Source organism: Bordetella ansorpii (assembly GCF_900078315.1).
GTDB lineage: Bacteria > Pseudomonadota > Gammaproteobacteria > Burkholderiales > Burkholderiaceae_B > Bordetella > Bordetella ansorpii.
The window spans coordinates 800,897-823,326 of sequence record NZ_FKBS01000014.1 but is presented as its reverse complement, the minus strand read 5'-3'; the positions used below and the strand labels follow the sequence as shown (position 1 = coordinate 823,326).

Sequence of the window (22,430 nt, the reverse complement as noted above, 5' to 3'; positions counted from 1 at the left end):
TCAATACGCCCCGGTATGCCGCCTCATCATAGCGAGAATAAGAATTAGTACTAGAATGTGACGCTTCTCTGATTCTTATTTGTTGCCCTGCTTCGATCATGCCGCCCGCCGCCAAGCCCAGGAAAGACTGGCTGTTCCATTACGCGGAATTATTGACAAAGTGGCGGCGTGGCGGGCGCGTTCGCCCGGAAGCCGAAGATGCCATGCAGGACACGGTGGTGGGCATGCTGGAAGGTGGCGTCGGTGCGATCCACGACCCACGTGCCTACATGTCTCGCGGCATGTCCAACCGCCTGGTGAGCTGGCATCGCCATGCCACCGCACTGGAGTTCTCTTCGCTGGACGACATGGACGAAGTCGAGCATCCGGCCGCCGTGCCGGCTGACGACGGCATCCGCTTTCGGCAGTTGGTCGACTCACTCGAGGCGGCCCTTGCGGAACTACCGCTCAAATGCCGGCAGGTCTACATCATGTGCCGTCTGGAAGGGCTTACGCACACCGAGATCGCCCACTCGATGGGGCTTTCCCGCAGCATGGTAGAGAAGTACATGACGCGTTCGATACGGCACATCAACGAGCGGATGCGCGATCATGCCCCCCATTGACAGCGGCCCCTCTTCCCAGGCAGCCAACGCTGCGCACCCTCCACGCGACGCATCCGAATGGTTCGCACGTATGCAATCCGGCGAGGTGACGGAGGCCGACCATCACGCATTCGACGCCTGGCTCAACGCCGATCCCAGCCACGAGCGCGAGTATCGTCGGCTGGTCTACCTCTGGCGCTCCTCGGCGGCCATTCCCGAGGCACGGTTGCGGGCATTGGCGCAGGATCGCCCCAGCCGCTCTGCCGGTCCTGTACCCGCGCGTCGGCGCATGGGCCTGGGGCTCGCGGCCGGCTGTGCGCTGTCCCTCGTAGCTAGCCTGGCCGGCCCGGAACGCTTGTTCAGACCCACTGTCGACGCCATCGACTTCGTGACGAACAAGGGCGAACGCAGGCAGATCAGCCTGGCGGACGGGTCGATGCTCCACCTGAACTCCGACACCCGGCTTACCGTGTGCTTTGACGCATACGAACGGCGAGTCACCCTACGGGGCGGTGAAGTCTTTTTCGACGTGATCCGTGATGCCGCCCGTCCTTTCATCGTCAATGGTGACTTCGGGTTTATCACGGCAACCGGTACGCGCTTTAACGCGCGCCGTGATGCGCAAGGACTGCAGGTCAGCGTGGCATCCGGCGAGGCCCAGCTCAGTCTCGGTAACTGGCCGCAATCGCGTAGACGACGGCTGGTTGCCGGTCAGCAAGCGGTTGCGCAGTCCGACGGTTCGCTCAGCGATACGGCGCGGGTCAACGTGGACAACGTCGTGGCCTGGCGGGTCGGAAAAGTCATTTTCAATGACATGCCGCTGTCGGCCGTCATCCGCGAAATGAATCGCTACCTGCCTCAACCGGCCAACCTCGCCACGTCGGACCTGGGTCCGTACCGCATTTCTGGCGTCTTCAACGTGGATGACCCCGGCGCGATGATCGACGCGCTTCCCGCAATCGCGCCGGTACGCGTACAGCACTTGGCCGATGGACGCATCACCGTCGCATCACGTTGAGTTTCACCCAGGCCGTTCTGTTACAAGACGTAGTTACAAAATAATAGCGATTCCCATTCCGGTGGAATGGGGGGGTATGCGTCTACATGGATAGGGAGGCGGCTCGGGCAGCTGCTTCCGCCGAATCCACGTACCTCACGCGCCGTCACGCGGCGCGATCCCCTACAGGAATCCCAGATCTTGACCACCCTTTCGTCCCGACGCGTTCGCCAAGCTCCGCGACGCGCCAAGCTGCTCACCCTGACCTTCTCGCTTTCCGTGGCGCTGAGCATGGCCTACGCCCCGGCCCACGCCCAGTCCGAGACCCTCAGCATCAACATCCAGGCCCAACCGCTGGGCGATGCCCTGTTGCAGCTCGGTCAACAGACCCCGTTGCAGATCTTCTTTTCGCAAGACGTGGTTGCAGGACGCACGGCCACCGCAGTGTCCGGCAGCCTCGCACCCGAAGATGCGTTGCGCCAGTTGCTGAACGGAACCGGCATCCAGTACGTCCGCAATGGCAACAACGTGACACTGTCGCAGCCCGGTCAGGGCGCAACCGCGCAGACCAGCCAAAGCGGCGTGGTTGAATTGGCGCCGGTCGCTGTCAGCGCCGGGATTCTTGGCGATCTGGCCGTGCCTTATGCCGGCGGCCAGATGGCCACCGGCGGCAGCCTGGGCCTGTTGGGATCCGGAGACGTGATGAACACGCCGTTCAGCACAACCAACTACACCTCTGAACTGCTATATGACCAGCAAGCCCGCACGCTGGCCGATGTCGTCGTCAACGATGCTTCCGTGCGCAGCCTGACGTCGACGGGTGGCTTCGGCGAAGACTTCCAGATCCGCGGCTTCCCGGTGGGTAGCGGCGACGTCAGCGTCAACGGCCTGTATGGCCTGGTGTCCTCCAGCCGTGTACCCGTCCAGATCCTCGAGCGCGTCGAAGTCCTGAAAGGCCCGGGCGCACTGATGCGTGGTATTCCTCCCAACGGCAGCATCGGCGGCGCCATCAACGTCGTGACCAAGCGTGCCGACGACGAACCGCTGGCCCGCACGACGCTCACCTACGCAAGCGAATCCAACCTGACCGGACAGCTCGACCTGGGCCGCCGCTTCGGGGAAGACAATGCCTGGGGCATCCGATTCAATGGCGTCAAGCGTGGCGGCGAAGCTACCCTGCGTGACGGCAAGCAGAACCTCGACATGGGCGCACTGGGCCTGGATTACCGCGGCAGCCGCCTGCGCTGGTCCATCGATGCCATCCACCAGGAAGACGAACTCGAGAACATCCGGTCGCAGATTGGCTGGCAGGCCGATGTCCTGCAACTGCCCTCCCCGCCCGACGGCCGCACCAATTTCTATCCCGGTACGCGGCTCACGCAGCGCGACAGCACGGTCATGTCGCGCCTGGAGTACGACTTCACCGATAACGTCACCGGGCACATTGCCCTGGGGTACCGGGATGGCAAGGTGCGCCAGATATTCCCGGTGACGGTGAACCCGCTCACCGGCGCCCGCTCTTCCGTGGACGCTGACGGCAACTTCAATGTCATGACCACGTTCTACGACTCGTACTCCAAGACCACGAGCGGCGACACCGGCATCAGCGCCCGCTTCAACACCGGGGCCATCAAGCACCGGCTGGCGGTGGGTTTCACCTATATGGAGCAGGAGGCCGGCAATGCGTACAGCACCGGCTCGGCCATTGTCGCGTCCAATATCTACGACCCCGTTCGCATCGCCGACGGTCCTTCCACCCGGCTGACGCCGCAGAAGGCGTCCGACACCACGTTGACCAGTATCGCCATCGCCGACACCCTGTCGTTCGCGCACGACCGCGTACTGCTCACCGTGGGCGCACGCCGGCAGACCGTGGACGTGGACAGCTTCGACACGACAACGGGCGTCAAGACCAGCGGATACCGGGCCAACGCGACTTCCCCGGTCGCCGGCCTAGTCGTCAAGCCGCTGGAGAACGTTTCGGTTTACGCCAACTTCACCGAAGGCCTGACGCGAGGCACCATCGTCGGCAACACGTATGAGAACCGCGGCGAAGTGCTCGCTCCCTTCAAATCCAAGCAGTACGAAACCGGCGTCAAGGTCGACTGGGGCACCCTCACCACCACGGCGGCGCTCTTCCAGATCGCCCGGCCCGCGGGGCAAGCCAACGACGACAATGTCTACGGTTATTTCGGCGAGCAACGCAATCGCGGGCTCGAACTCAGCGCTTTCGGCGAGATCACGCGCGGCCTGCGCCTGATGGCCAGCGCGTCGTTCATGAACAGCGAACTGACCTCGACGCCGAATGGCGTGAACCAAGGCAACCGCCCCGCCGGCGTACCGGCCAGCACCTACAACCTGGGCCTGGACTGGGACACGCCTTGGGTGGATGGGCTGAGCCTGAACGGCCGCGTGATCCGTACGTCCTCCGTGTATCTCAACAACCAGAACACGCTGCGCCTGCCCGGCTACACCCGCTTCGACCTGGGCGCGCGTTATCACACCCAGATCGCAGGCAAGGACGTCGTCTTCCGCGCCAACGTCGAGAACGTGGCCGACAAGCGCTACTGGCTGGCCTCTGGCTCGTTCGTGACCAACGCGGCGGGGCGCACGTACATGCTGTCCGCTTCGATCAACTACTAAACCGCTGCCGGCGTTTCGCCGCGCCTCATCCGGCCAGAGGGGCCGCGCACTGCGCGGCCCCTCTGGCCGTTTTCTTTTGTCCCGTTCGGCATGAGGCGCACAGGTTCGCCTGTCCCTAACGCCGCCTTTCGGCATTTCTAATAGCCTTGGGCGGCAAGAAGCGCCTACCGTCTAGGGTCGGCCCCAGAGCAGGGCTGAGTAAACCTATAAACGGAGACAAGATGCACACGTTTCGCAGCCTCGCTGTGCGCGCCCTCTGCGCGCTGGCAGCATGCACGGCCATTCCCGCCGCCCAGGCGGCCGACGCCCCCGCCACCATCGGCTGGCCACAGAAGCCGGTCAGCCTCTACATCGGCTTTCCCCCCGGCACCTCCACCGACATGGTGGCGCGCCTCTTGGCCGAGCAGTTCAGCAAACGCTGGGGCCAGCCCGTCATCGTCGAGAACAAGCCCGGCGTGGGCGGCAGCCTGGGCGCCGCCACGGCGTCGCGCATGCCGCCCGACGGCTATACGCTGCTGCTCAGCGCCTCCGGCCCCATGAGCATCAACCCGCATATGTACGACAACGTAGGCTACGACAGCGCGCGCAGCTTCGCGCCCATCACGCAGACCACCTGGCTGCCCTACGCGCTGGTGGTGCGCCCCGACTTCAAGGCCAAGACCCTGCAGGAGCTGATCGCGCTGGCCAGGTCGCAGCCCGGCAAGCTCACCTACGCCAGCACCGGCGTGGGCACCAACAGCCACCTGATCATGGCCCTGCTGCAGTCCAAGACCGGCATGAAGCTCACGCACGTGCCTTACAAGGGCAGCTCGCAAAGCCAGGCCGACATCATCGGCGGCAACGTCGACATGACCTTCGACACCCTGGCCTCGGAGCTCACCATGATCCAGAGCCAGCGCCTGCGCGCCCTGGCCGTCAGCAAGGGCCAGCGCACCGACCTCGCGCCCGAGCTGCCCACCGTGGCCGAACAGGGCTTCCCGGGCTTCGAGGTGGGCGCCTGGCTGGGCCTGTTCGCGCCCGCGGGCACGCCGGATGCCATCGTGAAGAAAGTGTTCGACACCACGCAGGCCGTCATGAAAGACCCCGAGGTGCGCCAGAAGATGACCACCATCGGATCCGAGGTACGCCTGAGCGATAGCCCTGCCGCATTCGCGACTATGATGAAGCAGGACTACGCCATGTGGGGCCAACTCGTAAAAGAAACCGGAGCCAAATCGCAATGAACAAACCTCATCCCCTGCCCGAGCGTCCGTTGGGCATCTCCGATGCCGAATGGCAGGTGCGCGTCGACCTGGCCGCCTGCTACCGCCTGATCGCGGTGTTCGGCATGAGCGACCTGATCTACAACCACATCACGGCGCGCATTCCCGGCACCGACGACGAGCTGCTGATCAACCCGTACGGCATGATGTACGAAGAGATCACCGCGTCCAGTCTGGTGCGCATCGACATCGAAGGCAACGTGCTGCACAACCCGTACCCCGAGTTCGGCGTGAACCAGGCGGGCTACGTGATCCACAGCGCCGTGCACGGCGCGCGCCACGACGTGGGCTGTGTCATCCACACCCACACCCGCGCCGGCATGGCCGTGTCGGCCATGAAGTGCGGCCTGCTGCCGCTGACGCAGACCTCGCTGCGCTTCGCCGACATCACGTACCACGACTACGAAAGCGTGGCGCTCGACCTGGACGAGCGCGCGCGGCTGGTGCGCGACCTGGGCGACAAGGAATCGATGATCCTGCGCAACCACGGCCTGCTGGTCGCCAGCGCGACCATCGCCCAGGCGTTCAACAGCATGTATTGGCTGGAGATGGCCTGCAAGGCGCAGGTCGACGCGCTGGCCGGCGGCGTCGAACTGGTCACGCCCCCGCAGGCCGTCATCGACAAGACCTGCCACCTGTACAAGCCCACCACCCGCCGCCCCTTCGGCGAGATGGAGTGGCCGGCGATGCTGCGCTACCTGGACCGCCGCGATCCCAGCTTCCGCAGTTGACCGTGCGGCGGCCGGTCCCTGGGAAAGGATGACGGCTACACTGCCTCATCGACCCGAGTCCGGAGCCGCGCATGACCTCTTTCTCCACCCGGAAGCAGATATCCGGACTGATCGGCTGGCTGGCGCTCAGCTTCGCGGCATCGGCCATCGGCGCCGTCGCTTCGGTGCAGGCGCGGTCGTTCTACGGCAGCCTGGACCAGCCTGCCTGGGCGCCGCCGGGCAGCGTGTTCGGCCCCGTCTGGACCACGCTGTACGCCCTGATGGGCATCGCCGCCTGGCTGTGCTGGCGCCAGGGCGGCTGGCGCGCGCAACGCAGGCCGCTGACCCTGTTCGTGGTGCAACTGGCCGTCAATGCCCTCTGGAGCTGGCTGTTCTTCGTGTGGCACCTGGGCGCGCTGGCGGTGGCCGACATCGCGCTGCTGTGGGTGCTGATCGTGGCCACGCTGGTCGGTTTCTGGCGGGCCGCGCCGCTGGCTGGCGTACTGCTGCTGCCGTACCTGGCCTGGGTCGGCTTCGCCGGATTCCTGTGCTATTCGGTATGGCAGCGCAATCCGCAGGTGCTGGGCTGAGGCAAGCTCTCGGGATCCCGGCCTATCGCGCCGCGCCCGGCACGACCAGTGGCGCGAACACCCGGTTCAGCACGGCCACCTGTTCGGAATGGATCACCATGCAGGCCGTGAAGCCCATCTGCCTGGCCTGGCGCACCGCGCCCGCGAAGCGTTCGATGTCTTCCGTCAGGTTGGCCAGGTCATCCGCCAGGCCCCAGCTCGCCAGGCCGGCCGAACGCGCGGCGCCCGCAACGTAGCGCGCGGCGCTGCCCACGTTCTGCGGACTGGCGATGATCGCCATCGCCCGCGCATAATCCGCGGCGCCGAAACCGAGGGCGCACAGCCGCGGCGAAGACCGCGAGATCTCGCTGGCGCGGACCACGCCCAGCGGTGATTCGATCAACGCCGCGATGGACACGTCCGGATGGCGGTCATCCAGGTAGTCCGCCAGCGCAATGACCTGCTCGGGCGACTCGGTCTTGGACAGCATGACGGCCCGGATGTCGGCCAGATCCACGCCCGCCAGATCGGCACGCCAGTCGGCGGGACTGGCATTCACGCGCAACACGACGGGCACGCCGGCGGCGGCCAGCGCCTGGGCGGCAGCGCCCACCTGCCGCCGCGCGGCAGGCTTGCGCACGGGCGCGACGGAGTCCTCCAGATCGAGGATGACGGCATCCGTGCCGCTGTCGCGCGCGCGCTCGACCGCCGCGGACGCATTGGCCGGCAACAGCAACAAGGATCGGAATTCGTGGATAGGCACTGACGTGTCCCCTTCGCGAGCGAGGCCTGCCAAGACCGTGCGCGGGGAATATCCCGGCCGGCCGGCGTCCGCGCGCGGCGGCTCCTCGGCACAAGCTTTCCGGCAGCCCAGGACGGACGCGTCTGGCGTCAAGGCCTGCCGTCTCGGTGTCAAAGGGGGCGATACTAGAATAAATGAGTTGCCGCAGCAACCACATTTACCTTTGAGGCAAGATGCCCGAACAGATCCCCATAGAAGCACTGATCACCTTCAAGACCTCGGTGCTGGCGCAGGCGAAGGAATAGACGCCCATCGCCAGGATCACCCGCCCGCCACGCGCCGCTCAGTAGCGGTACCGCACGTTCAACATCACGCTGCGCGGCTGGCCGTAGTAGTTCTGGCGCGTCAGGCCGCCCAGCTTCTCGTAGTACTTGCGGTCGAACAGGTTGTCCACGGTCAGCGTGCCGTCCAGGTGGCGGTCGTAGCGGTAGCCCACCTGCGCGGTCACCACGGTGTAGCTACCCTGGTCCCAGCGCGTCGTGCCGTTGGTGTAGTAGAAACCGCTGTTGTAGCGCACGCCCGCGCCCACGCTGAAGCCGCGCGCCGTCTCCGCCTGGAAGGCATAGCGGCTCCACAGGTTGATGGCATGGCGCGGCGTGATGGTGCTGTAGGCCAGGCCCTTCTGGCTATCGTTGGCCTCCAGGTACTTGGTGTCGGTGTAGGCGTAGCCCGCGATCAGGTTCCAGCCCGGCAGCGGCGAACCGCTGACCTCGGCTTCGAAGCCCTGGCTGCGCACCTTGCCTGCGGCGATAGAGAACAGCGGGTTGTCCGGATCGGTCATGGCGCGGTTGCGGTCGACGATCTGAAACAGCGCTGCATGCGCGTTCATGCGGCCTTCGAGGAACTCGCCCTTCAGGCCGGTTTCCACCTGGCGGCCCTGGCGCGGCTTGAGCGTGCGGCCTTGCGCGTCGGTGCTGGTCTGCGGCTGGAAGATGCTGGTGTAGCTGGCATAGGCCGACAGCTCGGAGGTCAGGTCGGCCACCACGCCCGCATACGGCGTGGTACGGGCATGGATGCGGTCGACGTTCTGGCTGAAGTCGCCAAAGTACGGATTATTGTTGCGCGCGTCACTCTTCCACGACGACACCCGCGCCCCGCCAATGAGTTTGAGCCAGTCGGTGGCCTGCACGTTCAGGCGGCCATACGCGCCGACTTGGCTGACGCGGCCCTCGCTGCTGCTGATGCGCGGCATGTCGGGCTGCGCGAAGTCGGTACTGGGGTCATGGATGTTGGTCGGAAACAGCGCACCGCCACCGTAGCTGAAATCCTTGATCGTGTAGGCGTAGTCTGCGCCCACCAGGAAGCTGTGCTGGCGACCGAACAGGGTGAACGGCTGGTTGAGGTTCACGTCCGCGCCCGTGGTCTTCCAATGGTTGCGGTACGACCAGGCGACCACATTGGTATTGCCATTCGTGGGATTGACCGCGGAGTTGGGCCAGGTGGTCAGGCGCGTGGGGTTGTCGATGTCGCGGTGGAAGACGCTGGCCTTGATGACGCCGCCACCACCCAGCCGGTGCTCCAGATCGGCGAACAGTTCGGTGGTCTCCTCCTCGACGCGCGCCCAGTCGGCGGACAGGCTGGTCGAGCGCTTCACGTCAGGCAGGGACCCATCGGCGTACAGAGGCAGGCCGAAGGCCGGACGGCTTTTCGAACGCTGGTGAGCCACGCCCGCGGCCACCGTCGTACGCGATCCCAGGTCGGCCTCGACCACACCGTAGATCGTGGGTTGGCGCATGTCCACGCCGTCTACGTACGAGCCCCGGTCGTTGTAGACCGCCACGAAGCGCCCGCGCACCTTGCCTTCGCTATCGAACGGCGTGCTCAGGTCGGCGACGGCCCGGTAGTAGTCCCACGAGCCCACGGTGGCTTGCGTCTCGAAAGCGAAGCCGCTCAGCGGACGCTTGCGCACCAGGTTCACGCTGCCGGCAGGCTCGCCGGTGCCTTGATACAGGCCTGACGGGCCACGCAATACTTCGATGCGGTCATACAACGCCAGGTCCATGCCGCTGGACAGGTTACCCGCCCCCGCCGGATAGTTCAGGCCGTCCACCTGCAGCGTGTCCAGGGTATAGCCGCGCGAGACGAAACCGTACAGGTCCGAACCGCTGCTCAAGGTATCGACCGTGACGCCCGTGACGTTGCGCATGGCATCGGCCAGCGTGTTCATGTTCTGGTCGTCCATCTGCTTGCGCGTGACCACCGATACCGATTGCGGGATCTCGCGCAGGCGCTGCGCGCCCTTGCCGACACTGACCGCCTCGCTGGTGTAGCTGTTCGAGCCTTCGGTCGTCACGGGCGAACTGATGCCCAGCACGCGCACCGGCGCCAGCTCGGCGGTGGCGCCCGCAGGCGCGGGCTGCAGCGTGTAGTGGCCCGCGCCACCGATCACCGCGCGATAACCGCTGCCCAGCAGCAGATAGTCGAAACCCGCCTGCACAGCGTAATTGCCGCGCAGGCCGGCGCTCTGGCGGCCTGCCAGCAAGGCCGGATCGAATACCAGTTGCACACCCGCCGTGGCGGCGAACTGCGCCAGGACGTCGCCCAGCGGTCCGGCGCCGATGGCATAGCCGCGCGCGGCCTGGGCCGGCGCGGCGGCGGACTGCGCGCCCGCCAGGCTGGGCCACGCAGCGGCCAGCGCCACGGCCAGGGCGGCGCCGCGCAACAGGCGGGCGCAAGCGGGTTGGGAAACGGTGAAGCCGCGGGTGAGCGGTGCCATGTCAGGAGTCCTTTCGTCTAGGGCATGAAGGCGGCGCAAACGCGCCTCTATGCCCTACTCCGGACAAGACGAGAAAAGTGATCACCTGAATCGACAATATTTTTGAACAGGGCCCCGAAAGGGTCAGGCCCGCGGCCCCACCGACACCCAATACCGGCTGAAACGGCGCACCTTCACGGGCAACTGGGCCTGCAGCGCCTGCAGCGCCGCGTCGGTGTCGTCCAGCGACAAGGCGCCCGACACCCGCAGGGCCGCCACGTCGGGATCGCAGCGCAGTATGCCGGGGCGGTAACGTCCCAGCTCCTGCACCAGGGCGTCCATGCGCATGTCGCGGGCCAGCAGCATGCCGTGGCGCCACGCCAGGGCACCTTCGTCCGCCACTGACGGGGCATGCACGTCGCGCCGATCGAACTCGGCCTGCTGCCCGGCCTCCAGGCGCCGCGCCTGGCCCGCCGAGGGCCGCACCTGCACCGCATGCTCGTATACCGCCACGCGCGTGCGATCGTCCAGCACCCGTACGGTGAAGCGCGTGCCCAGCGCCTGCGACTCGCCCTGGGGGGTCTGCACGATGAACGGCCGGTAATGGGCGGACGTCTCGCGGGCGGTCGCCACCAGGATCTCGCCCGCCTGCAAGACCACGCGGCGCTCGCTCGCCGTGTAGATCACGTCGATGGCAGTGCCGCTGTTCAGGGTCAGCAAGGTGCCGTCGTCCAGTTGCAGGTCGCGCCGCTGGCCGGTGCGCGTGGTGACCTGCGCCGTCCAGGCCTGCCACGGCGTTTCGCGCCAGGCCAGCCACGCCAGCGGCCCTGCCGCCAGGCCGAGCGTCAGCAGCGCGCGCCGGCCGCGGCGCTGCGCCACGGCGCCGCGCACGGCGCGCCCGGCCACGCTGGCAGGCACCTGGTCGAACACGCCCAGCACCGACTGCGCCCGCGCCCAGGCCTGGGCATGGGCGTCGCTGCGCGCCAGCCAGCGCGCGAAATCCTGGCGTTCGGCGTCGCCGGGGGCCTCGAAGCGCAGCCGCACGGCCCAGTCGGCCGCCTCTTCCAGCAAGGCCTGCGGGGGCAACGCACCGGCGGTCATTGCGCGGCCACCATGCAGCCCACCAAGGCCTTCTGCACGTGGCGCCGCACCGTGATGACGGGTTTGCCCGTGTGCAGCGCGATCTCGGCCAGCGTGCAGCCGTCCAATTGCGCCATCAGGAAGACCTCGCGCGTGAAGGCCGGCAGACCGCTCAGCATGGCATCGATGCGCATCAAGGTCTCGACGATGATCAGGCCGGCCTCGGGCGACGGCGCCTGCGGCTCGGGCAGATGCGCGATGGCCTCCAGGTAGGCCCGCTCGACGTCGCGGCGGCGCCAGTGGTCCACCACCAGGCCCTTGGCGATGTGGGTGATGAGCGCGCGCGGCTCGTCGCGCAGGGCGGCGGCGCGCTGGGAGGCGATCAGGCGCAGGAAGGTGTCGTGCGCCAGGTCGGCGGCGTCCACGGCATTGCCCAGCTTGCGTGCCAGCCACGACTTGAGCCAGCCATGGTGTTCGGTGTAAAGATCGTGCACCGCCTGGCGCGTGGTGATTCCGCTCATGAAAGGCTCTCAGCCCGTGTCGCAAATAAGAATTAGTATCAATTCTATCGAAATGCGGGAGGTGGCGAAAAGCGCGGATACATCCGTGTGTTGTTCATCCAGGGTTTTCCCTAGATTCATTCGTGTCGATTCGGGCCTCGCCGGATCGTCGTGGCTATACGAACTCTCTTCCTGAAAGGTGAATCATCATGGCTACCGGAACCGTCAAACTGCACCGCGTGCTGCGCGCCACCCGCGACCGCGTCTACCGCGCCTTCCTCGAACCCGACGCCGTGGCGCAGTGGCTGCCGCCGTACGGCTTCACGTGCACCGTCGAACACATCGAGGCCAAAGTGGGCGGCACATTCAAGATGTCGTTCCGCAATTTCGGCACGGGACACAGCCACGGATTCGGCGGCGAATTCCTGGAGCTGATGCAGAACGAGCGGATCCGCTACACGGACCGGTTCGACGATCCCAACCTGCCCGGCGATATCACCGTGACCATCGAGTTCAAGGCAGTCACGGGCGGCACCGAGATGCATGTCGAACAGACGGGCATTCCCGAAGCGATCCCGGTGGAGATGTGCTATCTGGGCTGGCAGGAATCGCTGGCGAAGCTGGCGCGGCTGGTGGAGCCCGAGATTCCCGGCTGATCCGGACCGGTGACGGCGCCTGGCTCAGTCCGGGCGCCGTTCGATACGGCGCGCGAACATGGCGAAACTGGCGCGCACGATGCTGGGCTTGAGCAGGAAGTCGTGCGATTCGGCGGCCAGCGCATCGTCGACCGGACGCACCTCGCCGTAGGCCGACGCGGCCAGCAGCTGGTTGCGCGCCGCGCGCTCGATCAGCACCGACAGGTACAACGTTTCCTCCACCGAGGACGTGGCCGCCAGGAAGCCATGGTTGGCCAGCAGCACGCTACGCTTGCCGCCCAGCGCGGCGGAGATGATCTCGCCTTCCTGGTCGGCGATGGGCAGGCCCGGCCACTGGGCCAGATGGGCGCAGTCGTTGTGGAACGGCGTGGCATCCATGTGCGACACCACCAGCGGCCGCCCGGTCATGGACAGCGTCGAGACGTAGGGCGGGTGCGTATGGATGATGCAGCGCACGTCGGGCCGCGCGCGATAGACCCAGAAATGAAAGCGCACGGCGGGATTGGGCGTGCCCTCGCCCTCGAGCACCTCCATGTCCTCGTTGATGCGGATGAGCTTCTCGGGCCGCACCTCGTCGAAGGCCTGCGCCAGCGCCGTCGTGTAGTAAGTGCCGTCATCGTTGCGCACGGTGATCTGGCCGGCCAGCGTTTCCGAGTGTCCCTCACTGGCCAGGATGCGACAGCTCAGGGCGATCTTTTCCGCTTCGCTCCAGTTGCCGAAATCGAGTTTGTTGGCCGAACGCTGGAAAAACGCGTCGGATTGCAGCTGCTTGTCGTCCACACTCGTCTCCTGATGAAGGACTGATGCGGCATTACACCGCGCGCCGGGCGTGGGGCGATTGACCGCAGGCGCACGGCGCTTGTCCGTGCGCGCCAGGCCCTAGGGCCTGTTAACGCTAAAAGGAGCCTGGCATGCGAACGGAAACGCGCGGATGGCAAGGCGCGAAGCGCAGCCGTGGTGGTGCCACGGCGAGCATTCGCAACGCAGCCAGGCGTGCGTTTCCGTTCGCACCCTGCGGGCAGGCGGGGAATCGGGCGGCAGGCGTCGTTGCGCAGGCCTTGCGTGGATTAACCACGCGGCGGCCCGCACGCCTACCCTGCCGCCCGATTCCCCGCCTGTGCCAGGCTCCTTTTAGCGTTAACAGGCCCTAGGGTAAACGGCAGGATGTCGCGGATTTCACGGCCGATACAATGAATTCGCGGGCGCTGGGCCCGCAGCGCATGTGTCCGGTTCCCGCAATGCAAGTCCTGTCTCCGCCTCCGTCCGCCGGCCTGCCGTCCGAGCCCGACCTCAATTTCGCCCCGCGTTTCCGGCCGTTCTACGAGGCCGAGCTATCGGGCTACAAGGCGCAGCTCGACAAGCTGGTGCTGCCGGGCGATTTCCGTGCGCTGACCATGCATCCGCGCCTGCAATTGCAGGCCTGCAGGCTGCGCGCGGGCGGGCTGGCGGTCACGCTCGAATCCACGCCCATCGCGGTCCAGCATCGCGCGGAGCACGCCGCCGATGCCTTGCGCGCGGAGTTCCTGGCCAGCTTCATCATCGAGGGACGCGGCGTCATCACGCAGAACGGCGCCAGCCTGCCGGTGGAAACCGGCGACATCATTTTCCGCACCACGGCGCTGCCCTCCGAGGTGCGCATGCTGACCGATTCGCGGCTGGTGGTGATCAAGGGCTCGCTGCTGCACCTGCTGGGCATGCACCTGCAGGACAGCTCGCAGTTCACGGCGCAGCGGGCCGCCTCCACGCTGCCCATGGTGCGCACCGCGCATCGCTGCCTCGAGCACGTGTTCTTCGAAGCGGCTCAGACCAGTCCGGCCTCGGGCATGTTCGCCGAGCAGGCTCTGCTGTCGCTGCTGGCCGCGATCTACACCAGCCAGGCGCTCGAACAGATCCCCAACGCGCAGCGTGGCCCGCTCGAAAGCTGGCAGGCGCTCACCAGCTATCTCGATGCCCACATCGCCGACCCGGATCTGTCGGTCGCCGGCGTGGCCCGCGCCTTGCGCGCGTCCAGCCGCTGGGTGCACCGCCTGTTCCAGATGCAGGGCACGCAATACAACCAGTATGTGCGCGAGCGCCGGCTGCAACTGGCGCGCGCCGCGCTCGACGATCCACGCAAGCAGCACCTGGCCGTCAAGGACATCGCGCTGTCATGCGGCTTCCAGGACGCCAGCCACTTCAGCCGGCGCTTCCAGCAGCGCTTCGGCTGTCCGCCCAACCGCTACCGAACGTCGGCGCAGCCTGCGTCATAGCGGGCCGCGCGCGCGCAAGCCTTACTCCGAGCGCGGATCGCGGCCAGTCGGTTTCATCAGGAAGGCCGAGGTTCCCGCGACCACGCCCAGCAAAGCCAGATAGGCCCCGACCGGCACGATGCTGCCGAACTTCGCCACCAGCATCGCGGACACGATGGGCGCCAGGCCACCGCCGATGGCCGCCGAGAACTGCACGCCGATCGACAGGCCGGAGTAGCGCAGCTCGGCCGGGAACTGCGCGGCGTACAGGCTCGATTGCGGCGCGATCATCATGGCGTAGTTCAGCGCCATCGCGATGAACACCGCGATGCTGTAGGCCAGCAGCGAACCGCTGCCCACCGCCATGAAGATGGGAATGGCCATCACGGCCAGCAGCATGCCGCCCCAGCCGCAGACACGGCGCGCGCCGTAGCGGTCGCCCAGCACGCCGAACAGGGGAATCGTGAAGGTCAGCACGGCGGCGCCGTACAGCAGCGCATGCAGCGCATCGCTGCGGCTGAAACCCAGGGTCGACACCGCATAGGATACGGAAAACACCAGGAAGGTATAGATCAGCGTCACTTCGGCCAGCTTGCAGCCGATGCACAGCAGCAAGGCCTTGCCGTGCTTGCGCAACAGCTCCGCGACCGGCAGCTTGACCTGGCTTCGCTGCGACTTGACCCGCGCGAAATCGGGAGACTCGTCGATGCCGCGACGGATCAGGAAGCCCACCAGGACCAGCACGGCGCTGGCCAGGAACGGCAGGCGCCAGCCCCACGACAGGAAGTCGGCCTCGGGCAGCCGCGTCACCAGCGCGAAGGCGCCGACCGACAGCAGGATGCCCAGCGGCGCCCCCACCAGCGGCAGGCTGCCGAACAGCGCCTTCCAGCGCGGCGGCGCGTGCTCCACCGCCATCAGCATGGCGCCGCCCATTTCCCCGCCGAACGACAGGCCCTGCCCCACGCGCAGCAGCACCAGCAGGATGGGCGCCCAGACGCCGATCTGGTTGTAGGTGGGCAGCAGGCCGATCAGCACCGTACAGAGGCCCATCATGAGCAGGCTGAGCGTCAACATCGACTTGCGCCCGATGCGGTCGCCGAAATGGCCGAACAGAATGCCGCCGACGGGGCGCGCCAGCATGCCGCTGGCAAACGCCGCGAAGGCCGCCAGCGTACCGGTCAGGGGATCGAACTGCGGGAAGAACAGCTTGTTGAACACCAGCGCGGCGGCGGTGCCGTAGGCCAGGAAGTCGAAGGCCTCGACCGCCGTGCCGACCACCGTGGCGACGGACACCCGGAACAGGTTCGGCTTGTGGGCAGGCGCCGCCACCGCGCCGGCATTGGAGATCGCGTCCATGTGTTTTCCTCGATGTGATGTTGTGGGTATGCAGGGCGCGCGGCTCAGCCGGGATGGCCGGGAGGGACGTAGCCGGGCAATTTCTCGATCCGCCGGCGCCAGGCGGACAGCGCCGGATAGGCGCGCATATCGATGCCGGCCTCTTCGGCCATCGACAGGTAGCCGTAGCAGGCCAGGTCGGCCACGCTGCGCGCGCCGGCCAGCCATTCATGCGTGGCCAGCCGTTTCTCAAGCTGGTTCAACAGACGGTCCGTGCGCTGCCGCAGGCCTTCCAGGTCCAGCATCTCTTCCCGCACGCCCAGGTGATGGGCCGCTTCGGCCAGGCTCACCACGCGCGTCAGACGCAGGGGCTGCAGGCTGTTGGCGATTTCATTGGAAGACACCGAGAGCCACGCATGCATCTGGCCGCTGTGCGGCAGCGGCGCCAGCCATTGCGGCGCGTGCTTCTGCGCCAGATAGAGCAGGATGGCCTGGCTGTCCCACAGCGCCAGGCCATCGTCCTCGATGGCAGGCACCTGGCGCCAGGCGCTGATGCGCTCGTAGGCCTCGGTCTGGTTCTTGCGCGCCAATACGTCGACGAACTCGCGCCGGAAGGGCACGCCGATCAGCGACAGGAACAGGCGCACCTTGTAGCAGTTGCCGGAACGGGGATGGTCGTAGAGCGTGATCATGGGCAGGCCGGGCGCGTGTGGGGGTGCGGCTATTGTTAGCGTCCGGCGGGCCGCCTGCCTTGCCAGGGTGCGCACAGGCATTGACCGCACGCGACAGATAGGCGGCGCCACCGCGCGTGCATGCCCGCGCCGCGGGTTTACCCCGACGAGCGCGGGGCAGGTTTCCCCTGCCAGGAAGCGGCGCAACGCCGCCGCGCGCCATTAAGGCGGGCGTTCACGATGAACAGGCCCTTACGGCGTCCAGCCCGGCAGCCGCGACGCCTGCCGTATCCAATCGGCCAGCCGTGCGTCGTCGATGGCCTGGTCCTGCCGGATGTCGAGATAGCGCACGCCTTCGCTTCTGGACTCGCCCGGCGGCGGCGGATCCAGCGACGTTCCCTTGAAGAAGGTCACCTTCACATACTTGGTGAAGCAGTGGAAGGCGATGAACCAGCCCTGCCCCTCGATGCCGTAGAAAGGCGTGTTCCACTTCACGGCCTTTCGCACGCCGGGCACGGTGTGCACGATCAGCGCGTCCAGGCGTTCGCCGATGGCGCGCTTCCATTCCGGCATGGCGGCGATGTAGGCCTGTACCGGCGCATCGCCATCGCCCTTGGGAATCTGCGGGTTGCCGCCCGAAAGCAGCCTGGGACTGTCGCGGGAAGCGCTGGCGGATGCGGATTTTTTCGTACCGGCCGCCGGCTTCGCGGTCTTGGCCGCCTTACCGGCCGCCTGGGGCCTATTCGCCGTCTTGGACGGCGTCCTGCTCGTCTGGCTGGGCATCGCGTCGGTCTCCCGGAAGTCCAGCGGACAACCTTAGCCGACATTCCCTCGGCCAGGAACCCGTCGAGGGCTCCGCCGCCTGTCTTGTCCCGCGGTTAACATCGCGCGGTCAGTCCCTGATCGGCCTGCCGATCGCCCACCCCGCACCGAGGAACGCCATGCAACCATCCGACCAAGACCTGCCCGACTGGCAGGAGGGCGAACCCCTGAAGCTGCCCATGCTCGATGGCCAGGAGTTCGGCGTATTCGCCGACGACTACGACGATGACGACCGGCCCGACGACTACGATACCGCGCTGAAAAACCTGCTGGCCTGCGACGTCTCGGTACTGCATGCCGCGCAGGGCCACATCTACCGCTATTACCAGGACATGCGCGAATCCTGGGATGACGACGATATGCCCGAGATCGCCTCGCCCGCCGACGTGTGGCGGCACATCGAATTCGGCGGCGAGATCGAACTGGGCCGCCGCGCCAAGGACGGCCTGGTCTATGTTTCGCTGGAATGCAACTGCGACTGGGAGCCCGAACACGGCCTGCAGATCGTGCTGCGCAACGGCCAGGAAGTGACCAAGATCGGTCCGTACGACGGCCACTATTCGCAGTCGGACGCGTTCGCCGACGACGACCTGGAAGGCGTGATCTACCGGCCGTAAAACACCGCGTTCACCTGGGCGGGGCGCATCAGCGCGCGTCGTCCGTGGCGCCGACCGCCACCAGGTGATCCAGCAGCAGCTTTGCCGCGGCGGGCAGCGCCTGCTCGTCGCGCATGCAGATGGCGAAGCGCCGGCGGCTCCACGCATCGGCCAGCGGCAACACCTGCAAACCATGCGCCATCGCGTACGGCGTGGCCACCTCGGCGGGCGCCACGCTGATCGCCAACCCCGCCGCCACCACGCGGAACGCCGAATCGAAATTGCTGACCGTCATGCGGTGCCGCAAGGGCTTGCCGCAGCCGCGGGCGGCCTCCTGCAGCATGCGCAGCACGGCGCTGGCGGCCGGCATGTTCACGTGCTCGTAGTCCAGCGTGTCCTCGAAGCGCACGCGCTTGCGGCGCGCCAGCGGATGGCCCGCATGCGTCACCACGGCCAGCCGGTCGCCCCGATACGGCCGCGTCTGCAGATCGCGATAATCCGCCGCGTCCCAGCAGATGCCCAGCGCCGCGATGCCCTCGCGCACGTCGCGCACCACGTCCTGGCTGACGCGTTCCTCCATGTCGACGCGGATGCTGCCGTGCCCGGGCGCCTGCAGAAAGGCCGCGACGTCCTCGGCCAGCGACTCGGCCAGCACGGACGCCGTGGCCAGCACCCGCACCTGTCCCTGGATGCCACTGGCGTAGGCGGCCATGTCGCGCTCGACACGCGCCGAACTGGCCAGGATGGCGCGCGCATGTTCCAGCAGGGTCTCGCCCGCCGCGGTCGGGCTGACGCCGCGCCGCTCGCGCACCAGCAGCGGCGTGCCCACCGTGTCCTCCAGTTGCGCCAGGCGTTTGCTGATCGCCGAGCCCACGATACTGGCGCGTTCGGCCGCGCGGGCGATGTTGCCGGTCTCGCACACCGTCACGTACAGCCGTAGCGAAGTCATGTCGAGGTCGCGCATGGACGGCTCCTGATATTCCCATTTGGAACTTCATGCGTTCCAAAATTGCACTTGTAGCACGAACCAGAATATCTAAAACTGGGCGTTCCTTATCGCCCTGGACAGGAACGTTTCATGCCTCTCGTGCTCCCTTCGAGCGCCATCGTGCGGGAAGTCGGCCTGCGGGACGGGTTGCAAAGCCTGCCGCGGACACTGCCCACCGAACTGAAGCAACGCTGGATCCGCGCGGCCCATGACGCCGGGCAGCGCGAGATCGAGGTCGGCTCGTTCGTGCCGGCGCGGCTGTTGCCGCAGATGGCCGATACCGATGCGCTGGTGGCCTATGCGCGCACCTTGCCCGGCCTGTCGGTCTCGGTGCTGGTGCCCAATGTGCAAGGCGCCGACCGCGCGCTGGACGCGGGCGCGCACCTGATGCTGGTGCCGCTGTCGGCCAGCCACGCGCACAGCCTGGCCAATCTGCGCAAGACGCCCGACGACGTCGTGGCGATGGTCGGGCAGATCCGCGCCCAGCGCGACGCCAGCGGGTCGCGCGCGCTGATCGAGGGCGGCGTGGGCACGGCCTTCGGCTGTACCTTGCAGGGCCGCGTCGCGCCCGATGAAGTGCTGCGGCTGATGCAGGCGCTGCTCGATGCCGGCGCCGACCGCGTCAGCCTGGCCGACACCGTGGGCCAGGCCGATCCGGCCTCGGTCTACCGCCTGTTCGAGGCCGCGCGCGCCATCGCCGGCGACAGGCTGTGCTGCGCGCACTTCCACGACACGCGCGGCCTGGCGCTGGCCAACGCGCTGGCCGCCTTGCAGACGGGCGTGAACCGCTTCGACGCCTCGCTGGGCGGCATCGGCGGCTGTCCCTATGCGCCCGGCGCCAGCGGCAATGCCGCGACCGAAGACCTGGTGCACATGCTGCAATGCATGGGCGTGGCCACCGGCCAGGACACGGCCGCCCTGCTGGCGCTGCGCGCAGAACTGCAATCCTGGCTGGGCGATACGCCCATGCATGGCTCGCTGTGGCGCGCCGGCCTGCCCCGCCGCGTCGATTCGAATCTGGAGATCCCCGCATGACCGCCGTCGCTTCCCATCCCGCGCGCTCCCTGCCCCTGGCCGGCCTGCGCGTGGTCGAGTTCACCCACATGGTGATGGGCCCCACCTGCGGCATGGTGCTGGCCGACCTGGGCGCCGAGGTCATCAAGGTCGAGCCCGTGCAGGGCGACCGCACGCGCCACCTGCTGGGCGTGGGCGCGGGATTCTTTCCCATGTTCAACCGCAACAAGCAGAGCATCGCGCTGGACATCCAGAGCGAGGAAGGCGCCGAGGCCGCCCGCCGGCTGGCCGCCAGCGCGGACGTGGTCGCCGAGAACTTCCGGCCCGGCACCATGGCCAAGTATGGACTGGACTACGCCAGCCTGTCCGCGCGCAACCCCAAGCTCATCTACGTCAGCCACAAGGGTTTCCTGCCCGGTCCCTATGCCCTGCGCACCGCGCTGGACGAGGTCGTGCAGATGATGGGCGGGCTGGCCTACATGACCGGCCGGCCCGGCGATCCGCTGCGCGCGGGCACCAGCGTCAACGACATCATGGGCGGCATGTTCGGCGCCATCGGCGCCCTGGCGGCGCTGATCCAGCGCGGCATCACGGGCCGCGGGCAGGAAGTGCAGTCGGCGCTGTTCGAGAACAACGTCTTCCTGGTCGGGCAGCACATGCTGCAATACGCCATCACCGGACAACCCTCGGCGCCCATGCCCGACCGCGTATCGGCCTGGGCGCTGTACGACGTGTTCACGGCGCGGGACGGCGAGCAGATCTTCCTGGCGGCCGTCAGCGACGCGCAATGGAACACCTTCTGCGACGCCTTCGGCTTCGGCGACCTGAAGGCCGATCCGGCGCTGGCCACCAACAATGCCCGGGTGCGGGCGCGGCCCACCCTGTTGCCGGACCTGCGCGCGCGGCTGGCCGAGTACGACGCCGCCGAACTGGCCCGGCGCTTCGAGGCGGCCGGCCTGCCCTACGCCCCCATCACCAAGCCCGAGGCGCTGTACGACGATCCGCACCTGCGCGCCACCGGCGGCCTGGCCGACATCCGCCTGCCCGACGGCGACAAGGCGGGACAGACCGTGGGCACCGCCCTGTTCCCGCTGCTGATGGACGGCGCGCGGCTGGGCGTGCGCAGCGATCCTCCCCCGTTGGGCGCGCACACGGCGCAACTGCTGGGCCAACTGGGCTATACGGACAAGGAAATCGAGGACATGCAGGCGCGCGGCACGATCCGCTGACCACGGCGCCGCATCGTAGTACCCATAACAACGAGGAGACAACATCATGGAAATGCCGGATGCGGGCCTTGCCCGCCGCAGGCTGCTGGGCGCGTTGGGTGCGGCGGGCGCCGCCGCGCTGGGTGCGCCGGGGCTGTTGCGCGCCCAGGGCGACCGCCCGATCAAGTTCATCCTGCCCGTGGGCGTGGGCTCGGGCGTGGACACCATCACGCGCTCGGCGGGTCCGGCGATGTCGGCCGCGCTGCACCGCACGGTGGTGGTCGAGAACCAGCCCGGCGCGGGCGGCATCGTCGGCACCTCGGCGCTGGTGCGCGCCGCGCCCGACGGCGACACGCTGGGCATGCTGTCGAACAACCACGTGATCTTTCCCAGCGTGTACCGCTCGCTGCCCTTCGACCCCATCGCGGACATCACGCCGATCTGCATGGTGGGCATGACGCCCTTCCTGCTGGTGGTCAATCCGCGCAAGCTGGCGGCGCGCGATGCGAAGGCGCTGGCGGCGGAACTGAAGCAATCGCCGGACAAATACAACTACGCCTCGTCGGGCAATGGCACCATCCTGCAACTGGCGGCCGAGATGTACCTGCAGCAGGCCGGCGTGCGCGTGCGCCATATTCCTTACAAGGGCGTCGGGCCGATGATGACGGACCTGATGGGCGGCCAGGTCGACCTGGGCGTGCTGTCGCTGCCATCCGTTCTACCGCACATCCAGAGCGGTGCGCTGGCGGCCGTCGGCGCCTGTGGCGCCTCGCGCATGGCGGGATTGCCCGATCTGCCCACCTTGCGCGAACAGGGCATGCCCGACTACGAGATCGGCGGCTGGTTCGCGGTGGCAGGGCCGGCCAAACTGCCCGCGGCCATCACGCAACGCGTGCACGAGGCGCTGAAGGTGGCGTTCACCGCGCCCGACGTGAAGGCCGCCATGGCCACGCAGGGCAACACCATCCTGCTGATGCCGCCCGACCGGACCGCGGCGTACTTCCGCTCCGAAATGAAGCGGTACGCCTCGGTGGTGAAGGGCGCGGGGCTGGAGCCGATGTAGTCGCGGC

21 protein-coding genes are annotated in these 22,430 nt (G+C 67.3%); 12 read left to right on the top strand and 9 right to left on the bottom strand.

Annotation, left to right across the window (positions count from 1 at the left end; translation table 11 throughout):
- Window positions 1-98 precede the first annotated feature (98 nt).
- From A7W11_RS11445 to A7W11_RS11420, 6 genes are all read left to right on the top strand, one after another.
- Entirely contained in the window at window positions 99-605 is a 507-nt protein-coding gene (locus A7W11_RS11445) for a sigma-70 family RNA polymerase sigma factor (protein WP_066411959.1), read from the top strand.
- Complete coding sequence (locus A7W11_RS11440; protein WP_066411954.1) at window positions 592-1,602, top strand: FecR family protein; 1,011 nt, start codon at window positions 592-594, stop codon at window positions 1,600-1,602. Before A7W11_RS11445 ends, A7W11_RS11440 begins: the two co-directional genes overlap by 14 nt.
- Before the next feature lie 180 nt (window positions 1,603-1,782).
- A complete protein-coding gene (locus A7W11_RS11435) occupies window positions 1,783-4,224 on the top strand; it encodes a TonB-dependent receptor (protein ID WP_235816849.1) in 2,442 nt (813 codons plus the stop codon).
- A 221-nt stretch (window positions 4,225-4,445) separates the two neighbouring features.
- Window positions 4,446-5,447: a Bug family tripartite tricarboxylate transporter substrate binding protein gene (locus A7W11_RS11430; protein WP_066411951.1), complete on the top strand. Its 1,002-nt coding sequence runs from the start codon at window positions 4,446-4,448 to the stop codon at window positions 5,445-5,447.
- Window positions 5,444-6,217 carry a class II aldolase/adducin family protein gene (locus tag A7W11_RS11425; RefSeq protein ID WP_066411946.1) on the top strand — a complete coding sequence of 258 codons (774 nt, stop codon included), beginning with the start codon at window positions 5,444-5,446 and terminating at the stop codon, window positions 6,215-6,217. The genes A7W11_RS11430 and A7W11_RS11425 overlap by 4 nt, the downstream gene beginning before the upstream one ends.
- Window positions 6,218-6,288: 71 nt before the next feature.
- Window positions 6,289-6,786, top strand: a complete 498-nt coding sequence (locus A7W11_RS11420) for a TspO/MBR family protein (protein ID WP_066411937.1) — start codon at window positions 6,289-6,291, stop codon at window positions 6,784-6,786.
- A gap of 22 nt (window positions 6,787-6,808) precedes the next feature.
- Here the strand turns inward: A7W11_RS11420 and A7W11_RS11415 are convergent, their stop codons facing one another.
- From A7W11_RS11415 to A7W11_RS11400, 4 genes are all read right to left on the bottom strand, one after another.
- Window positions 6,809-7,528 (bottom strand): HpcH/HpaI aldolase/citrate lyase family protein, encoded by a 720-nt coding sequence (locus tag A7W11_RS11415; RefSeq protein ID WP_162270265.1) that lies wholly within the window; start codon window positions 7,526-7,528, stop codon window positions 6,809-6,811.
- A 322-nt stretch (window positions 7,529-7,850) separates the two neighbouring features.
- Window positions 7,851-10,283 carry a TonB-dependent siderophore receptor gene (locus A7W11_RS11410; RefSeq protein ID WP_082887201.1) on the bottom strand — a complete coding sequence of 811 codons (2,433 nt, stop codon included), beginning with the start codon at window positions 10,281-10,283 and terminating at the stop codon, window positions 7,851-7,853.
- A 123-nt stretch (window positions 10,284-10,406) separates the two neighbouring features.
- On the bottom strand, window positions 10,407-11,363 hold the full coding sequence (locus A7W11_RS11405; protein WP_066411932.1) for a FecR domain-containing protein: 957 nt from the start codon (window positions 11,361-11,363) through the stop codon (window positions 10,407-10,409).
- Entirely contained in the window at window positions 11,360-11,863 is a 504-nt protein-coding gene (locus tag A7W11_RS11400; RefSeq protein ID WP_066411930.1) for a sigma-70 family RNA polymerase sigma factor, read from the bottom strand. Before A7W11_RS11400 ends, A7W11_RS11405 begins: the two co-directional genes overlap by 4 nt.
- A 188-nt stretch (window positions 11,864-12,051) precedes the next feature.
- Between A7W11_RS11400 and A7W11_RS11395 the strand changes: the two genes are divergently transcribed.
- Window positions 12,052-12,498 (top strand): SRPBCC family protein, encoded by a 447-nt coding sequence (locus tag A7W11_RS11395; RefSeq protein ID WP_066411928.1) that lies wholly within the window; start codon window positions 12,052-12,054, stop codon window positions 12,496-12,498.
- A gap of 24 nt (window positions 12,499-12,522) precedes the next feature.
- On the opposite strand, the gene A7W11_RS11390 is transcribed toward A7W11_RS11395, so the two are convergent.
- Complete coding sequence (locus A7W11_RS11390) at window positions 12,523-13,278, bottom strand: aldolase (protein WP_066411919.1); 756 nt, start codon at window positions 13,276-13,278, stop codon at window positions 12,523-12,525.
- 458 nt (window positions 13,279-13,736) lie between these two features.
- Between A7W11_RS11390 and A7W11_RS11385 the strand changes: the two genes are divergently transcribed.
- On the top strand, window positions 13,737-14,747 hold the full coding sequence (locus A7W11_RS11385) for a helix-turn-helix domain-containing protein (protein WP_066413931.1): 1,011 nt from the start codon (window positions 13,737-13,739) through the stop codon (window positions 14,745-14,747).
- 21 nt (window positions 14,748-14,768) lie between these two features.
- Here the strand turns inward: A7W11_RS11385 and A7W11_RS11380 are convergent, their stop codons facing one another.
- The 3 genes from A7W11_RS11380 to A7W11_RS11370 all read right to left on the bottom strand — a co-directional run bounded on the left by A7W11_RS11380 (window position 14,769) and on the right by A7W11_RS11370 (window position 17,515).
- Window positions 14,769-16,082 carry an MFS transporter gene (locus A7W11_RS11380; protein ID WP_066411911.1) on the bottom strand — a complete coding sequence of 438 codons (1,314 nt, stop codon included), beginning with the start codon at window positions 16,080-16,082 and terminating at the stop codon, window positions 14,769-14,771.
- A gap of 44 nt (window positions 16,083-16,126) precedes the next feature.
- A complete protein-coding gene (locus tag A7W11_RS11375; RefSeq protein WP_066411908.1) occupies window positions 16,127-16,753 on the bottom strand; it encodes a glutathione S-transferase family protein in 627 nt (208 codons plus the stop codon).
- Window positions 16,754-16,984: 231 nt separating this feature from the next.
- Window positions 16,985-17,515 carry a DUF1801 domain-containing protein gene (locus A7W11_RS11370; RefSeq protein ID WP_066411905.1) on the bottom strand — a complete coding sequence of 177 codons (531 nt, stop codon included), beginning with the start codon at window positions 17,513-17,515 and terminating at the stop codon, window positions 16,985-16,987.
- Between the two features lie 158 nt (window positions 17,516-17,673).
- Between A7W11_RS11370 and A7W11_RS11365 the strand changes: the two genes are divergently transcribed.
- The gene (locus tag A7W11_RS11365; RefSeq protein ID WP_066411903.1) at window positions 17,674-18,171 is read left to right on the top strand and encodes a DUF6985 domain-containing protein; all 498 of its coding nucleotides are present in this window, start codon (window positions 17,674-17,676) and stop codon (window positions 18,169-18,171) included.
- 28 nt (window positions 18,172-18,199) lie between these two features.
- On the opposite strand, the gene A7W11_RS11360 is transcribed toward A7W11_RS11365, so the two are convergent.
- Window positions 18,200-19,114 carry a LysR family transcriptional regulator gene (locus A7W11_RS11360; protein ID WP_066411899.1) on the bottom strand — a complete coding sequence of 305 codons (915 nt, stop codon included), beginning with the start codon at window positions 19,112-19,114 and terminating at the stop codon, window positions 18,200-18,202.
- 114 nt (window positions 19,115-19,228) lie between these two features.
- On the opposite strand from A7W11_RS11360, the gene A7W11_RS11355 reads away from it, so the two are divergent.
- The 3 genes from A7W11_RS11355 to A7W11_RS11345 are packed head-to-tail and all read left to right on the top strand — an operon-like array spanning window position 19,229 to window position 22,423.
- Window positions 19,229-20,173 (top strand): hydroxymethylglutaryl-CoA lyase, encoded by a 945-nt coding sequence (locus A7W11_RS11355; RefSeq protein WP_066411895.1) that lies wholly within the window; start codon window positions 19,229-19,231, stop codon window positions 20,171-20,173.
- A complete protein-coding gene (locus A7W11_RS11350) occupies window positions 20,170-21,381 on the top strand; it encodes a CaiB/BaiF CoA transferase family protein (protein ID WP_066411885.1) in 1,212 nt (403 codons plus the stop codon). Before A7W11_RS11355 ends, A7W11_RS11350 begins: the two co-directional genes overlap by 4 nt.
- Before the next feature lie 46 nt (window positions 21,382-21,427).
- The gene (locus A7W11_RS11345) at window positions 21,428-22,423 is read left to right on the top strand and encodes a tripartite tricarboxylate transporter substrate-binding protein (protein ID WP_235816848.1); all 996 of its coding nucleotides are present in this window, start codon (window positions 21,428-21,430) and stop codon (window positions 22,421-22,423) included.
- Window positions 22,424-22,430: the final 7 nt, after the last annotated feature.

What these genes read in the sequence shown, in the direction of transcription:
- A7W11_RS11445 (WP_066411959.1), top strand. Translation starts at nt 99, where the DNA reads ATGCCGCCCGCCGCCAAGCCCAGGAAAGACTGGCTGTTCCATTACGCG.
- A7W11_RS11440 (WP_066411954.1), top strand. Translation starts at nt 592, where the DNA reads ATGCCCCCCATTGACAGCGGCCCCTCTTCCCAGGCAGCCAACGCTGCG.
- A7W11_RS11430 (WP_066411951.1), top strand. Translation starts at nt 4,446, where the DNA reads ATGCACACGTTTCGCAGCCTCGCTGTGCGCGCCCTCTGCGCGCTGGCA.
- A7W11_RS11425 (WP_066411946.1), top strand. Translation starts at nt 5,444, where the DNA reads ATGAACAAACCTCATCCCCTGCCCGAGCGTCCGTTGGGCATCTCCGAT.
- A7W11_RS11420 (WP_066411937.1), top strand. Translation starts at nt 6,289, where the DNA reads ATGACCTCTTTCTCCACCCGGAAGCAGATATCCGGACTGATCGGCTGG.
- A7W11_RS11410 (WP_082887201.1), bottom strand. Translation starts at nt 10,283, where the DNA reads ATGGCACCGCTCACCCGCGGCTTCACCGTTTCCCAACCCGCTTGCGCC.
- A7W11_RS11405 (WP_066411932.1), bottom strand. Translation starts at nt 11,363, where the DNA reads ATGACCGCCGGTGCGTTGCCCCCGCAGGCCTTGCTGGAAGAGGCGGCC.
- A7W11_RS11400 (WP_066411930.1), bottom strand. Translation starts at nt 11,863, where the DNA reads ATGAGCGGAATCACCACGCGCCAGGCGGTGCACGATCTTTACACCGAA.
- A7W11_RS11395 (WP_066411928.1), top strand. Translation starts at nt 12,052, where the DNA reads ATGGCTACCGGAACCGTCAAACTGCACCGCGTGCTGCGCGCCACCCGC.
- A7W11_RS11385 (WP_066413931.1), top strand. Translation starts at nt 13,737, where the DNA reads ATGCAAGTCCTGTCTCCGCCTCCGTCCGCCGGCCTGCCGTCCGAGCCC.
- A7W11_RS11380 (WP_066411911.1), bottom strand. Translation starts at nt 16,082, where the DNA reads ATGGACGCGATCTCCAATGCCGGCGCGGTGGCGGCGCCTGCCCACAAG.
- A7W11_RS11375 (WP_066411908.1), bottom strand. Translation starts at nt 16,753, where the DNA reads ATGATCACGCTCTACGACCATCCCCGTTCCGGCAACTGCTACAAGGTG.
- A7W11_RS11370 (WP_066411905.1), bottom strand. Translation starts at nt 17,515, where the DNA reads ATGCCCAGCCAGACGAGCAGGACGCCGTCCAAGACGGCGAATAGGCCC.
- A7W11_RS11365 (WP_066411903.1), top strand. Translation starts at nt 17,674, where the DNA reads ATGCAACCATCCGACCAAGACCTGCCCGACTGGCAGGAGGGCGAACCC.
- A7W11_RS11360 (WP_066411899.1), bottom strand. Translation starts at nt 19,114, where the DNA reads ATGCGCGACCTCGACATGACTTCGCTACGGCTGTACGTGACGGTGTGC.
- A7W11_RS11355 (WP_066411895.1), top strand. Translation starts at nt 19,229, where the DNA reads ATGCCTCTCGTGCTCCCTTCGAGCGCCATCGTGCGGGAAGTCGGCCTG.
- A7W11_RS11350 (WP_066411885.1), top strand. Translation starts at nt 20,170, where the DNA reads ATGACCGCCGTCGCTTCCCATCCCGCGCGCTCCCTGCCCCTGGCCGGC.
- A7W11_RS11345 (WP_235816848.1), top strand. Translation starts at nt 21,428, where the DNA reads ATGGAAATGCCGGATGCGGGCCTTGCCCGCCGCAGGCTGCTGGGCGCG.